At 60.3% G+C, this 14297-nt stretch carries 12 protein-coding genes; all 12 read right to left on the minus strand.

Annotated features, from left to right (window positions below; translation table 11 throughout):
* The coding region (locus QWU43_RS09950; RefSeq protein WP_370915578.1) for a thioester domain-containing protein at positions 1–1045 on the minus strand (1045 nt) is incomplete at its 3' end.
* 1770 nt (positions 1046–2815) lie between these two features.
* Positions 2816–4426, minus strand: coding sequence for a lysine--tRNA ligase (gene lysS / locus QWU43_RS09955; RefSeq protein WP_370915577.1), 1611 nt, complete (start codon positions 4424–4426; stop codon positions 2816–2818).
* Positions 4427–4476: 50 nt separating this feature from the next.
* The gene (locus tag QWU43_RS09960; RefSeq protein ID WP_370915576.1) at positions 4477–5646 is read right to left on the minus strand and encodes a globin domain-containing protein; all 1170 of its coding nucleotides are present in this window, start codon (positions 5644–5646) and stop codon (positions 4477–4479) included.
* A 69-nt stretch (positions 5647–5715) separates the two neighbouring features.
* Positions 5716–6174, minus strand: coding sequence for an Rrf2 family transcriptional regulator (locus QWU43_RS09965; RefSeq protein ID WP_370915575.1), 459 nt, complete (start codon positions 6172–6174; stop codon positions 5716–5718).
* Positions 6175–6387: 213 nt separating this feature from the next.
* On the minus strand, positions 6388–7293 hold the full coding sequence (locus tag QWU43_RS09970; RefSeq protein WP_370917759.1) for a DUF2520 domain-containing protein: 906 nt from the start codon (positions 7291–7293) through the stop codon (positions 6388–6390).
* Positions 7290–8579 carry a DUF6779 domain-containing protein gene (locus QWU43_RS09975; RefSeq protein ID WP_370917760.1) on the minus strand — a complete coding sequence of 430 codons (1290 nt, stop codon included), beginning with the start codon at positions 8577–8579 and terminating at the stop codon, positions 7290–7292. Before QWU43_RS09975 ends, QWU43_RS09970 begins: the two co-directional genes overlap by 4 nt.
* Before the next feature lie 81 nt (positions 8580–8660).
* Positions 8661–9134, minus strand: coding sequence for a DUF3180 domain-containing protein (locus QWU43_RS09980; protein WP_370915572.1), 474 nt, complete (start codon positions 9132–9134; stop codon positions 8661–8663).
* Positions 9131–9640 carry a 2-amino-4-hydroxy-6-hydroxymethyldihydropteridine diphosphokinase gene (folK, locus tag QWU43_RS09985; protein WP_370915571.1) on the minus strand — a complete coding sequence of 170 codons (510 nt, stop codon included), beginning with the start codon at positions 9638–9640 and terminating at the stop codon, positions 9131–9133. Before folK ends, QWU43_RS09980 begins: the two co-directional genes overlap by 4 nt.
* Positions 9640–10026 (minus strand): dihydroneopterin aldolase, encoded by a 387-nt coding sequence (folB, locus tag QWU43_RS09990; RefSeq protein WP_370915570.1) that lies wholly within the window; start codon positions 10024–10026, stop codon positions 9640–9642. Before folB ends, folK begins: the two co-directional genes overlap by 1 nt.
* Entirely contained in the window at positions 10019–10939 is a 921-nt protein-coding gene (gene folP / locus QWU43_RS09995; RefSeq protein WP_370915589.1) for a dihydropteroate synthase, read from the minus strand. Before folP ends, folB begins: the two co-directional genes overlap by 8 nt.
* Positions 10940–10944: 5 nt before the next feature.
* Complete coding sequence (folE, locus tag QWU43_RS10000; RefSeq protein WP_370917761.1) at positions 10945–11523, minus strand: GTP cyclohydrolase I FolE; 579 nt, start codon at positions 11521–11523, stop codon at positions 10945–10947.
* Positions 11507–14140 (minus strand): ATP-dependent zinc metalloprotease FtsH, encoded by a 2634-nt coding sequence (gene ftsH / locus QWU43_RS10005; RefSeq protein ID WP_370915568.1) that lies wholly within the window; start codon positions 14138–14140, stop codon positions 11507–11509. Before ftsH ends, folE begins: the two co-directional genes overlap by 17 nt.
* Positions 14141–14297: the final 157 nt, after the last annotated feature.

Genomic DNA, 14297 nt, shown 5'->3' on the forward strand with positions numbered 1-14297 from the left:
CGCTACGCCACGACACCTTCGCCTCGAAGCGTTGCGAGACGGGAGCGGAATTTTTCGCGACAACCAGCTCTTGGGCGGGGCCGTGTTCGGTACCTGAGTAGACGAGGCCCATTCCTGCGGTAACGATTCCGGTTCCTGTCAGTACCAGCTTCGCTTCCCCGGCTGCCGTGGCGCGAGGAACACGCACAGTAAACCTATCGCCCTTTGAAACCTCGACCGTAGAACCCACAGCCTTGCCGGTAGCCAAATTAACCAGTTCGATCCCTTCTGGTGCACCCTCAAGTGTGAGCTTGGCGTCGGCACCAGCTTCTGCCACCGAATAAGATCCGACATCGGATCCTGCTGCACCCGTGTCCACGGCTGGATCCAGCTTCAAGCTGAACAGCTCAGGTTTTTTCGCGGTAGATGCGCCGTTGTAAAGGTAATCTCGAACTTTTTCGAGGTTCCTCTTATCTTTACCCTTCACAAAATCAAGCGGATGTTGTTCACCTGGATAAAGGTTCATCCACACAGGTTCCGGAACATCTGGGTTGGTGTACTTCCAGATTGCGGCCTGCGTAGCACTTACAGCAGCCTTCTCGTCCAGCCCCGAGACTCCGACTGCTCGCTCAAGGTCAGCCAGTGACACTTCGGGGTAGCCGTGATCAAGAATCCATTTGACCTTCTCATCATTGGGGATGTTGTGATTCCCCAGATGGTCAATTTTATGCTCCCCTACTCGGTGTGGGATCGGCTGATTTGCACAATAGGCCTTTGTAATCCCACCATTCGGGAGATTAACATTCAAGAGTGCAGCCCACCGGAGATCCTTTTTCACCAATTCTTCGATCGGATAGTCTTTTGGATCAAAGGGCGGTTCGCCAGGTTTTGAGAGATAGAAAATATAACCAATGTCCCCCTCCGGAAAACCGCTTGCAGTTGTGGGTGGAAGTATTGCGGGTGATTCTAAGTGCGGGACCGCGACGGTAGCCCCCTCGTCCGCACGGACCACAGATAATTTCGGTACAACAAGCAAAGAAAATGCAAGAGAGAGGACGGTTGCCACCGCAACCATCCTCGATAATAAGATCCATCTTTGCGCCATAAGCACACCCTTCCAATCCGTCACAGCCCTCAACCATGGCCAGCCATCTAAGCTTTCCATGGTCAGAAACTTCGACATTCCAGACACTAATTCAACGAAAACGCTATATATCGTTAAAATAAAATTCCAGTAGCATATTTCGAGACACACAACCTAAGCCAGCGCTACACGCTCGATTTTTGCTTCACATTCTGAAGATTCCCCACACACTTTCAGAAATCATAATATTTTACTAAACTTGATACGTGACGTAAATCACATATAAGAGTATTGCTCCAGCATACTGCAGCTCTAATATCGTGCTACCAAAATTTTGACTTGTTCATACGTTTTTTCACGGGTAGCAAATATCATCATGCTCTTTATGGATAAGGAAATATGTACCACTTCTTCTTTTTCACACTTATGCCTAACAGTAGGATTATCCCTACCCGACCCCCACCGTCACACCTGAGACACACCTGATAACACATCTGGATTGCCGAAAATGACCTAACGCCAATCACTTTATACAGAGCAAGAAATAAGAATTTCCAGAACCACAACGAGAATAGCCCCCTCATATATTCCGAATGTTGCCCCAACCACCCCCTCATCGCACTATTTAAAGTAAACCCCTAAAGCAAAAAACCTTACAAAGGGAATGTAGAAAACAAAGATTCCCCACTGTCAGCAAAAAATTAGTTCCGCCACCTTTTACACCCATTAGACGACACCGACACCCCGGGCAAGCACCTATCGTAAGACAGATAGGAGAACGTAAATTTCCACCGTTATGACATCTATATCCAGAGGATTCCATCCCCCTGTAAACAAAGAAACGTTACATGAGACCCCTCTGGCCATTTCCGGAAACGTCCCCTCCATCGAGCCAAAAGGAACCTCAAGCCGCAGGCATAGCGATGGCACGATTGGAGTTTTTCAATAGGAGCTATAGAATTTATATAAGGATAGATAACTGGCACTATATCGCTTGGCGCAAACTCAACAGCAGTTATTCTCATCAGATACCCGCCCCATGGAACCGGTCATACAGTTCGCACCGCCTGTTCCAGTACCATTGGGTAAATCCCGAAACTATTGATGGACTGTTCCGGCCGCACCAACGCGCCTGTTGCAGGCGAGAGAGACCTGGAACGTCACGCATGTCCCAGGTAAGTTTCACAAATCTGATCTTCCCCCAGATGGTTATCTCGAGTCTCGCCCCTCAGCAGATTCGACGCTTGCGTATGTCCAAGCATCAGTGATCCGGATATTCGAGACTTTTCTCCCCATCGGACGCCCACTCGAATAAAGTATCCACGCAGTCATCATTGATCTTCCAATTGGCGGATTCTTAACATTTCAACGCCATCGTGAAACCACAATCACTGGGAATAACCAGCTCCAGTATCGTTACTTATACGGTGACAAGGAGCCGGTAGATAAAGCTACCCCTTTCCAACCAGCAGCTATCTGCCATGTACAACGACCGCGCAAACCGGGGTCACCGCATAACAACCATAGGTGTAAGGAGAACACTGTTGTAGATCAACCGGTGTGTCAAGCCAGTGATTACCTAAGTAACGGGAAGTACCGTTTTCTTCCCGCTACGCCGCCTGTGGTGGTGCCTGTTCAAACTACTTTCACATCACTGAAGCGTCCCCGCACCGTTCACGTGGTTAAGTCAATGCCTAACTCTCCGCTGAATGCCACGGAAGTTCTCAGCGGAGAGTTTGCAGCAGCACAGTTCTAGTGCCTGGACTCGGGTTTGACCATCGGGAACAGGATCGTCTCCCGGATACCAAGGCCCGTCAGGGCCATTAAGAGACGGTCGATCCCCATTCCGCAGCCTGCGGTCGGGGGCATGCCTTGCTCCATGGCGGTGAGGAAGTCCTCGTCGAGAACCATCGCTTCATCGTCGCCGTCGGCTGCGAGCCGGGCCTGATCGACGAAGCGTTCACGCTGGATGACGGGGTCGATGAGCTCGGAGTAGCCGGTCGCCAGCTCAAATCCACGGACGTAGAGGTCCCACTTCTCGGTGACGCCGGGCTTATCACGGTGCTGGCGAGTAAGCGGAGACGTCTCAACAGGGAAGTCCCGGACAAAGACCGGGCCGTAGAGCTGATCCTCGCAGAGCACCTCCCAGATCTCCTCGACGAGCTTGCCGTGGCCCCAACCCGCGTTCTGCGGGACGGGGAGACCGATTACCTCCGCGATGGCTTTCAGCTCCTCGACGGTGCTGTCCACGGTGACCTCGGGCTGTCCGGGGAACTTACGGGCGAGAGCCTCATTGAGCGAGGGATACATCTCGAGGGTCTGCCATGTCTCCCCACCGAGGTCATACTCGGTGCCATCAGCGAGGGTGACCGTCGTGGAGCCGAACACCTCGGTGGCGACGGCCTGGATGAGATTCTTTATGGTCTCCGCGCCGTCGTCGTAGGTACCCCACGCCTGGTAGGTCTCCAGCATGGCGAACTCGGGACTGTGGGATGAGTCAACGCCCTCATTACGGAAGTTCCGGTTGACCTCGAAGACTCGGTCGATTCCGCCGACGACGCAACGCTTGAGGTAGAGCTCCGGCGCAATACGCAGGTAGAGATCAATATCAAGCGCGTTGGAGTGGGTCTGGAAGGGACGCGCTGCTGCACCACCGTGGAGGGTCTGGAGCATCGGGGTCTCGACTTCGAGGAAGCCCTCGTCTTCCAGATGATGGCGCAGTGCACGCATGACCTTGATCCGGGTGAGCGCGTTTTCCCGGGCTGCGGGCCGCATGATCAGGTCTGTGTAGCGGTGCCGGACGCGGGTATCCTCGCTCAGATCCTTGTGGGCGACGGGCAGGGGGCGCAGCGACTTCGAGGCCATCTGCCATTCGGACGCCATGACGGAGAGTTCCCCGCGACGGGAAGAAATGACACGACCGGTGACGGACACGAAGTCGCCGAGGTCGACGTCACTCTTCCAGCCTGCCAGTGCCTCCTCGCCGACCTCCGCGAGCGAGAGCATGGCCTGCACCTGGGTTCCGTCACCATCCTGGATACTGGCGAAGCAGAGCTTTCCAGTGTTGCGCACGAAGATGACGCGGCCCGCGATCGAGACTACGTCCCGGGTCTCACCGCCCTTGGACAGGTAGGTCACGCCGTCCTCACGCGCGACGGCGGCGGCGTCATCGGCGTCCTCGGGAAGAACCCGGTAGCGGTCCCGCAGGTCCGCGATGGACGTGCTGCGCTTCACCTCCACGGGGTATGCCTCAACGCCACCATCGAGCAGCCGGGACCGCTTCTCACGGCGGATGCGGAGCTGCTCCGGAACATCGTCGGCGTCGGGCGTGGTCACGGCGGGGTTCTTCTTCGTGTCAGTCACACCACGCCAGCGTAGTCGATACGTGTGTACCGATCACCCTTCGGGCAGGACTATCTGATGAGCCAGTCGTTCGGGGAGAACAGCTCGAAGTGCACGGCCTTCGGGGCGCGATCAGCCGGTAGAGCCGCGATCTGGTCGCGCAGTGCCTGCAGGAAGCCGTTTCCGCCGCACAGGTACACGGTCGCACCGGCGGGCAGATGCTCCGCGATATCGATCCGATCGCCGTTGGTGCGGTAACGGACCTCCATCGTGGCGCCGGGGATCTCGGCGACGTACGCGGCCATCTGCTCGCGCTGTGCGAAGTGTTCCTCGTCGATGTCCGCGTGCAGGACGGTCACCGGGCGCGAGGAACCGGTTGTCGCGAGGTGATACAGCATGCCGGTCATCGGGGTGGACCCGATTCCGGAGGATACGAGGACGACCGGGTTATCGGCATCGTCGAGGACGAGGTCACCGGCGGGCAGGGTCGCCTGGATGGTGTCACCGACGTTGACGCGGTCGCGGAGGAATCCGGAGACCTCACCCTCACGGCGGACCGCGATGGTCAGTTTCGTGGCGTCGCCGCCGATGATGGAATACTGGCGGAGCTGACGCGCGCCGTCGTCCAGTTTCACGCCGACCGAGGTGTACTGGCCGGGACGCGGGACCGAGAGGTCACCGCTCAGGGTGTAGACGGTCGCGTCACCGGGGAGATCGTATTTCTCGGTGACTGTGACATCACGGAATACCTCGCCTGGTTCGACATCGTCGGAGGCGTAGAGGTCCTCCTCGAAGTCGATCAGCACATCGGCCATGAGCCAATAGACCTCATCCCAGGCGCCGGCGATCTCCGGGGTGATCGCGTCGCCCAGGACGTCGACGATGGCGGCGAAGAGGTTGTCGTGGACGATCTGGTACTGGTCGCGGGTTACGCCGAGGGAGACGTGCTTGTGACCGATCCGGCCGAGCATCTCGACCGGGTCCGGGGCGTCTGGATCGACGAGCATGGTGGCGAAGGTGGCGATCGACGCGGCGAGCGCCTTGGGTTGCTCGCCTGCGGCCTGGTTGCCCCGGTTGAACAGATCGCTGATCAGCTCCGGGTGCGCGGTGAACATCTTGTCGTAGAAGATCGGGGTGATCTCATTGATGTGCGCACCGATCACGGGGAGGGTCGCGCGGACGATATCGGCGTTTTTCTCGGACAGCGTGCGGGAGGTGTCGGGCTGGGTGGTCACGAACATGAGCTGGGCGCTCCTTTATGAATGGTCTGCGGCGGGGTCTCGGGCTATCGACGTCCGCGTGGATGGGTGTCAGGGTGTGTGCGGTAGACCCAGCGCCACGGGCTTTCCCCGCGCCTTGGACGCATCGGCGATGAGATCCGCAACACGGAGATCATCGAGGCTCCGGTAGAACGACTCCGTGGCGTCCGCCAGCCGGTGCCGCAACAGGCAGTCGCCCTCCAGATAGGGGCAGGGCGACGGTCGGATGCAGTCGATCACAGGTGTCTGAGGTTCCAGCTCACGGAGAAGAGATCCGACGCTGCGGGCGGCGGCGGAGTCCTCAAGGACGACACCGCCGGTCCGTCCACGGAGACTCCGGACAACCCCGATCCGGGCGAGACGGGACACGACCTTGGCGACATGCCCTTCGGGTGCTTCCACCGCCGAAGCGAGTTCCGCGACCGTCATTCGTGGTCCATCGATGGCGGATCCCTCGCCGAGACGCATGAGCGTCCGTAGGGCCAGATCGGAGAACCGGGTCAGTTGCACACCTAAGAGCCTAGGTAAAACCGGTATCTGAAATTCGTGTTTCAGGATCAAGGGCGACAGTCCAACCGGGATACGACTGTCACGGTCCGACGCAGAAACCCACACGACACAGGGCGTTAGCGCGAGATGACATTGTTTATGCCTATGCAACCTGTGATGACCAGCACAAAAGATACTCTACGAAAGATTTCCCCAAAATAGGGGTAAAATCGGTCATTCCTCGCGTGGTGCAGGCCCTCCGGCATCACCGTCAGCCCACAACTCGATGTCGATGTCACCGAACGGAGTGAGCTCCGCGGTTCGCCTCGCCAGATCGCGATAGCTCCGGGCCGCCGCACCATCCGGAATACCCAAATCATGTTGCCGACGGACCGTATCCGCAGCAGCACGGTAGACGGGCCCCGCGACATTGTGATCCGGATCCACGAGAGCAATTTCAAGCATCCTGAGCGATGTCCGGCGCAGTAGTGCTCTACCGATCCCCTCCCTCGGACCACCGCTACGGAAATACGCCTCGTCGATCATCGAACAGGCGTCGTCGAATACACTCATGAGGTGTTCCGTCGCATGCTGCAACCCGGCAGCAAACGCGGGCCGCTCATTGTCCGGGACATTCACCATCCAACCGCCAAGTTCCGCGACGAACACCTCCGCGACGCCTTCGGGCGCTCCGGGATCTGCGGTCACGATCCACGGAGCACCCTCCAACTCATCACTGTCTCGAAGAACACCCGCCGTATCCGCAGTTCCGACTGGATACACCGCGGGATACAGCGCCATCACCAGTGCGACATGCGTGGCGAGGGGATCCAGTACCCGAATCCCTACCGAAACACACAGGTGGGCAACCATCTGCCGGGAGTTCACATGCGGAATGAGGCTGCGTACGGCATCCGTGAGATCTTCATCGGCAACACAGATCAGGATGAGATCACACCTGCCCAACGCATCGACATCCGTCTCCACTCGCCCCCAGTCACCGAAACGCGATGCGATATCGGTACGCACGGGATCAACAACGACCTCAACCCGGTGCCCGACACCATTCAACCGTTCAGCCAGTCCCGCAGCGATCCCGCCTGTACCGTAGAACCCCACCCGCAGTCGCGGAGCGGTCACTGATCGTCAGCCTTATTCTCCCGGAGGTGCTCCAGCAGTTCAGCGACAGACACCCCACCACGTTCATCACGCCGACGACGTCCGTGCCGCCGCTCCGTCGATTGCTCGTCCACTGCTCCCCCGCCAGTTTCCACTGCGTGTGCCGCCCGTCGTGCCGCCGAGCTGCCCGTGGCATCCCAGGGCACCGCCCCCATGGCACCGGTGTCAAAGCCTTTCTTCTGTGCGTCACCGTGACGGACGGAGCCGTCATTGTCACGCGACGCGGAGGTCTCGTCTCCCGTGTCCGCCGAGGAATGTTCTGCCGACTCCCCTCCGGGGGTCTCGTGCCGTCCACCACCGGCGATCAGGTAACTGGCATCCACAGGTACGGTTCCTCCCACACCTGCTTCACCGGTGATCAACGGATTAGGCTTCATCGCCGAGGGGGAGGTCAGCCAAGATGGCCTGCTCACCGGTGCGAACGCCCCCGTGGTGTCTTCGTCTGGGGTGTCCTCCTGCGAGGACTCCGGTTGAGCCGCTACAGCGCCCTGCTCTTCAGGAGCCGCTTCGACCTCCGTCGTGCCAGATTCGGAAGCCTCCGGGGTGCCCGTATCCCGTATCTCCCGAGACATCCTCCCAGCCTGAGTGGAAGTTACTGCACCGGTGGCCGAGGCCGTAGTTTCAGGAACCACCTCAACTTCCTCGACGTCTGCCGCCTGTCCGTCCTCGACTCCGTCTCCCATGTCCGGCGGCACCTCCCCGGAAAGACCACTGTGCACCTCACGAGCCTCAGCCCCGGACGGGCCGGACAGCAACTCCTGAATCCGGCGGGCTTCCGCCTGGAGGGCAGCGGGTTCATAGCTCCACGTCTGGCCGCTCAGCGCCTCAAGCTGAGCACGCATGAAATCAAGCTGTTCCCGAATCTCCGCGAGAGTCGTATCCCGGTATTCATCGAGCGATTCGAGGAAACTCTGCTCGAGGATCAGTTCCTGTTCTCGGTGAACCGCGATCTCCCGTTCCAATTCCTCTTCATGCATCCGGTCCGCGAGTTTCCTGTCCCGACGTTCCGCGAGAACCTGCCCACGGTACCGGGAGACGAGAAACACACCGAGGACCGCCGCCCAGAGGGCGACGACGACACCGATCTTCAGTGCGATGTCACTCCCGGTGAAGAGCATCACCACGACAGCGATCACTGCGAGGAGAACCAGTACAACCAGTGCGATCTGCCACCGGTCACTGGTCTCCTCCACCGCCTGGTCCGCGGTGGAGCCGGGGGGTGTCACGGTCTCGTCGGTGTCGGTCATGGATACCAATGTACTAAAGGAAACGGCCTTGTTGCCCAGGCACGCAGGGACGACACCACCTGAATGACAATGATCGCCGTTTTACACCGCGCCCGCAGGTTCCCCGTCCGGTGGCGGCGGGGCTTCACAGCTCCGTTCGAGGACGGCACCGGCAGTGGCCATCGCAACCCCACCGAGAAGTGAGAGCAGAACTCCTGGAAGGTCATCCGCTGCCGCCGTCAACATCCCGGACCTCGGGATCACGTAACTTGCCATTCCCAGGTAGGCGCCTCCCACCACACTGCCTGTCCACGCTGACGCCTTCCCGATGACGAGCCACTGCGCGACGGTAATCGGGTTCAACTGGCTCCGGTCCAGGCCGATCCTGCCCTTCTCCAGATACGTGCGAACCCGCCATGCCAGCACGCCACAAAGCCCCGCCATGATCCACAGCGTGGCGGAGGCCGTCACAGAGATCGGGATGAGCATGGCATAGAATCGCCAGGTCAGGATCCCCGATACACCAGCGCAGAATAGTGCAGTCAACACGAGAAGGGGAATCGGGGTGGTCTTCATCGCGCGCACTCCCCGGAATGTTCTCCCGGTAACCGGACCCCCGCGACGTCTTCCGCGGCGAGGCCTTCGATGAGCTGACCGATGGGTACGCCGTTCAACCGGGCACCGGGATCGGCGGCAAACCAGGGGACCAGGACGAACGCACGCTCATGGGCGTGCGGATGCGGCAATGTCAGACGTGCCGTGTCACTGGTCACCTCAGTTCCGTTGTCCGTCGTGCACTGAACAATATCCACGTCGAGGGTTCGTGGTCCCCAACGGACCTCACGGATTCGACCTGCTGCATTCTCGAGTTCCTGGCATCGGTCCAACAATTCCTCCGGGGTTCCGGTGGTCTCAATGACGACAACCGCGTTGGCAAAGTCGGGCTGGTCCGTAACGCCCCACGGAGCAGTGTCGTACACGGGGGAAACGGCGACGGTTTCAGGGGCGAAATGCCTCAACACTCCGGAGACGGTACCCGCGGCCTCATTGAGATTGGCTCCGATGGACAGGACGGCCCGCATCAGGACGGCCCCTGACCCCGACCGCCGCGGGAACGGCGGGCGACCACTGCAACATCCCTGAAGTCCAGGGGAATAGGTGCGTTCGGTTTGTGCACGGTCACCTCGACCGCATAGAGCTGGGTGAATCGTCCCATCGCGGAATCGGCGATCTCCGCTGCGACGGTCTCGATGAGATCCCTGGGGGTTCCCGAAACGATCCGGTGCGCCAGTTCCGCCAGTTCTGAGTAGTCGACGGTCCTCGCGAGATCATCTCCCGCTGCGGCGGCAGAGAAATCCAGCCAGCACACGACATCGACGATGAACTCCTGTCCACCGGCACGTTCCGCGGGGAGAACCCCGTGACGTCCGTGGACCTTCAGTCCCCTGAGTTCAATTCTGTCAGCCATGTTCGGGTAAACCCCGTCCTTCCAGTTGGTTTTCACACATTTCGGACACCCCTTGACCACCCCTTGACCGCCACGCCGCAGCAACATCGACAGCGTCCCTGGAGACGGCAACGTCATGGACTCGGACCGCCCAGGCCCCATGGTGGGCGGCCAGCGTGGTCACCGCCGCAGTGGCGGGATCGGCGGATCCGGTGAGACCCCGATCCGTCCGCACCGCCGCGAGGAACCGTTTCCGGGAAGCTCCGACGAGAACGGGGTACGGCCCTGACGTGAACTCAGGCAGTGCAGCGAGCAGCGCCCAGTTGTCCTCCGCTGTCTTGGCGAAACCGAGTCCTGGATCGACGATGATGTTCTGCGGCTTGACTCCGGCTTCCTGCGCTTCCTCGACGAGCCTTCCGAGTCTCCGATGTACATCCGTGACAACGTCACCGTCAGTGTGCGCAGCTCCTGCGGCGTCCCCGAAACGGACGGTCTTCCAGTGCATGAGACAGACCGGGCGCCCCGATTGGGCCATGACGCGGAACATGTCAGGATCCGCCTGCCCACCCGAGACGTCATTGATCATAGAGACACCGGACTCCACTGCGGCGGCGGCCACGCGTGCCCGCATCGTGTCCACCGATGTGGGGATTCCCTCCTTCGCGAGGGCACGAATCACCGGAGTGATCCGCCGGAGTTCCACCTCCGGATCAACCCGGACGGCACCGGGCCGCGTGGATTCTCCCCCCACGTCGATGATGTCCGCACCGAGTGCGACGAGTTCGTGCGCGTGAGCCACTGCGACACCGGGGTCGAGGTAACGGCCACCATCGGAAAAGGAATCCTCGGTCACGTTGACTATGCCGATGACCAGGCACCTGTCACGGGACGGCAGCTCCTCTGGGAGTTGGCGACCCGGACAATAGTCGGTGATGTGGCTCACCGTTTCGCCCGGATAAGGCTCAGGGCCTCGGCACGGGAGGCCGCATTGCGTTGGAATCCACCCCGCACCGCGGAGGTCATCGTCGTGGCACCGGGTTTCCGGATACCTCGCATGGCCATGCACAGATGCTCACACTCAAGGACAACGATAACGGCCTGCGGATCCAGGCGCTGCACAAGAGCGTCAGCCACCTGCCGTGTCAGGCGCTCCTGCACCTGCGGCCGCTTGGCGTAGAGGTCCGCGAGTCGGGCGAGTTTGGACAGCCCGGTGACACGCCCGGATTTTCCGGGGATGTAGCCGATGTGTGCTACCCCGAAGAATGGGACGAGATGATGCTCACATGTCGAGTAAATGGGAATGTCCCGGACGAGAACAAGTTCCTGGTGGTCCTCATTGAAAGTCTTGGCGAGAACCTCCGAGGGATCCGCGTGCAACCCTGAAAACATTTCCGCGTATGCCCGGGCGACGCGATCGGGGGTCTCCCGGAGTCCTTCCCGGTCAGGATCCTCGCCCACTGCCAGGAGTAGTTCTCTGACGGCAGCCACGGCACGATCATGATCAATCCCGACGCTCATCATTGTCCTCCCGGGGAGGTTCCCTGGTCACGTCTCCGAGTCCGATGACATCATTCGGGCTGGAGGATGGAGCTTCAGATGCGGTGTCCCTGGTATCTTTTTTCTCCGGGGAATGCTCCGGCTGCTCATGATCGGGGAGCCGGAAACCGATGAGTTCACCGTCACCGCTCGGTGCGGTATAGGTCTGCAGGCCCTCCACTCCGTCGGCAGGTTCGCCCGGACCGTAGAAAGCTACCCCGGGGTGTTCTCCGGTCGGCTGCGGTGCGGGCGTCCGGCTCCCGGTGTCGGAAGCGTACGGGTTGGGACGGGAACCGTCACGTGGCGGCCAGCCCGGGGCGGACCAACCTGGCGGCGGCGGAGTTCCGCCATAGGTCGGGGCACTGACATCGGCCTCACCGGAGGGGTTGTTCTGCTGCGGGAGTGAATGCCTGCCGGCTGTGTTCGCAGTCTCCGGAACTGGGCCCACCGGATGTGAACCGGTGGTGTCGCCGTATCCGAAAACGGTATTCTCCTGCGATGCCGACCTGCCGCCCCCCTCCTGCTGCGATTGTCCCCCGGGTGCGGGATCCCCGTGGGGATTCTGCACCGGAGCGGGACCACCGAGGGCAGCGAGCTGCTTCTCACGGCGAGCACGGGCCGCCTTGGATGCCTCTAGGAGAGAGAACTTCTTCGGGGGCTCTTCACCTCGCTCGATCGCGAGTTCCGTTGGGGTTTTCACCGGCTCACGGCCGATCTGTCGCGGGAAGTCGTTGTCCTCACCCCGGAAAACCTCCACCCCGTCGCGAGGGGTGATGTCCGTGAACAATGCCTCGAGGTCGGGGCGGCGCAGAGTCTCCTTTTCCAGAAGCTTTTCCGCCAGGCGATCGAGGGTTTCCCGGTTGTCCCGGAGGATGAGGTATGCCTCGCGGTGAGCCTTGTCCAGAAGATACCTGGTCTGCTCATCGATCGTGGCGGCCACAGCCGGAGAGTAGTCAAGGCTTCCGCCTGCACCACGACCGGAAAACGGGTCACCCTGTTCCTCGCCGTATTTGACGGTGCCGAGTTCAGGTGACATTCCGTATTCAGTGAGCATGGCGCGGGCGATCTTGGTTGCCTGCTCGATGTCGGAGGACGCTCCGGTGGTGGGCTGGCCGAAGACCAGTTCCTCGGCGGCGCGACCACCCATCGAGAACACGAGGCGGGCGAACAACTCGGAGCGGTTGTACATACCCTTGTCGTCCTCGGCTGCGGTCATGGCGTGTCCACCGGTACGACCGCGGGCAAGAATGGTGACCTTGTAGACGCGTTCGATGTCCTTCATCGCCCAAGCGGCGAGCGTGTGACCACCCTCGTGATAGGCGGTCACCTTCTTCTCGTGCTCGGAGATGATCTTGCTGGAACGGCGGGGGCCGCCAACGACGCGGTCAGTGGCTTCCTCTAGCGCATCTGCGGTGATGACGTTGCCGCCGATGCGCGCAGTGAGCAGGGCGGCCTCATTGAGAACATTGGCCAGGTCTGCGCCGGACATACCGGCGGTGCGCTTGGCGAGGGAGTTCAGATCTGCGTCAGGGGCCAGGGGCTTGCCCTTTGCATGAACCTTGAGGATCATCTCGCGACCCTTGAGATCGGGATTCGTGACCGGGATCTGACGGTCGAAACGACCGGGTCGCAGGAGAGCGGGGTCTAGGATGTCAGGCCGGTTGGTCGCGGCAATGAGAATGACCCCCTCACGGTCACCGAATCCGTCCATCTCAACGAGCAACTGGTTGAGGGTCTGCTCACGTTCATCGTGCCCACCGCCCATACCGGAGCCCCGTTGACGTCCGACAGCATCGATCTCATCGACGAAGATGATACAGGGACTGTTCTCCCTGGCCTGCTTGAACAGGTCACGGACCCGGGAGGCACCGACACCGACGAACATCTCGACGAAGTCGGAACCGGAGATGGAGTAGAACGGCACACCCGCTTCACCGGCGACAGCGCGAGCCAGCAGTGTCTTACCGGTTCCGGGTGGTCCGTAGAGGAGGACACCACGTGGGATCTTCGCACCCAGTGCCTCGTAGCGCGAGGGGTCCTGGAGGAAGTCCTTGATCTCGTGGAGTTCGTCAACCGCCTCATCAGCGCCGGCGACGTCACCGAAGGTATTGGTGGGCATGTCCTTGTTGAGCTGCTTGGCCCGGGAACCGCCGATACCAAGCATGCCCATTCCGCCCCCCTGCATACGGGAGAAGAAGAAGATCAACAGACCGAAGACGATGAGCATCGGGAGCATAACGCTCAGCATCGAGCCAATGAAGCTCTCCCGGGTGACCTTGGTCGTGTATTTCTCCGCCTCAGCGGACTGCACCTTGTCGAAGATGATCGGCGTAGTCCGGGCCGGGTATTCCGCGATGATCTCACTGATCCCGTCGTGTTCCTCGACGGAGATCTCATCCTTGAGTTTCAGCCGGAGCTGCTGCTCCCGGTCATCGATCTGAACCTCCTTGACATTGTGCTCATCGAGCTGCGCCAACGCGATGGAGGTATCCACCTTGCGGTAGCTACGGGTGTCATCGGTCAAAACGGTCATCACATACAGGGCAATGAAGATGACCGCGGCGACGGCACCGATCCTCAGTAGTTTCTTGTTATCCATTCACAAGCCAAGCCGGCGGCGGTCCGACCGGGTGCGGTCGGGCGGCGAACACCGGCCCCTTTCTTTTCAAGTCGTTGTGGAGCACGGACAGCATACGGGTGGGCGTCCCGCGCCGGAAGGATCTTCTCCGCCGCAGTTCACACACAGGATACCCGCG

The sequence above is a fragment of the Corynebacterium sp. CCM 9204 genome (assembly GCF_041357695.1).
GTDB lineage: Bacteria > Actinomycetota > Actinomycetes > Mycobacteriales > Mycobacteriaceae > Corynebacterium.

Excerpts from the sequence above, each read along its gene's own strand:
- folK (WP_370915571.1), bottom strand. The coding sequence starts at position 9,640 with ATGCGGGCCGTCCTGTCCATCGGAGCCAATCTCAATGAGGCCGCGGGT.
- folE (WP_370917761.1), bottom strand. The coding sequence starts at position 11,523 with ATGAGCGTCGGGATTGATCATGATCGTGCCGTGGCTGCCGTCAGAGAA.
- ftsH (WP_370915568.1), bottom strand. The coding sequence starts at position 14,140 with ATGGATAACAAGAAACTACTGAGGATCGGTGCCGTCGCCGCGGTCATC.
- folB (WP_370915570.1), bottom strand. The coding sequence starts at position 10,026 with ATGGCTGACAGAATTGAACTCAGGGGACTGAAGGTCCACGGACGTCAC.
- QWU43_RS09980 (WP_370915572.1), bottom strand. The coding sequence starts at position 9,134 with ATGAAGACCACCCCGATTCCCCTTCTCGTGTTGACTGCACTATTCTGC.
- QWU43_RS09975 (WP_370917760.1), bottom strand. The coding sequence starts at position 8,579 with ATGACCGACACCGACGAGACCGTGACACCCCCCGGCTCCACCGCGGAC.
- QWU43_RS09960 (WP_370915576.1), bottom strand. The coding sequence starts at position 5,646 with ATGTTCGTGACCACCCAGCCCGACACCTCCCGCACGCTGTCCGAGAAA.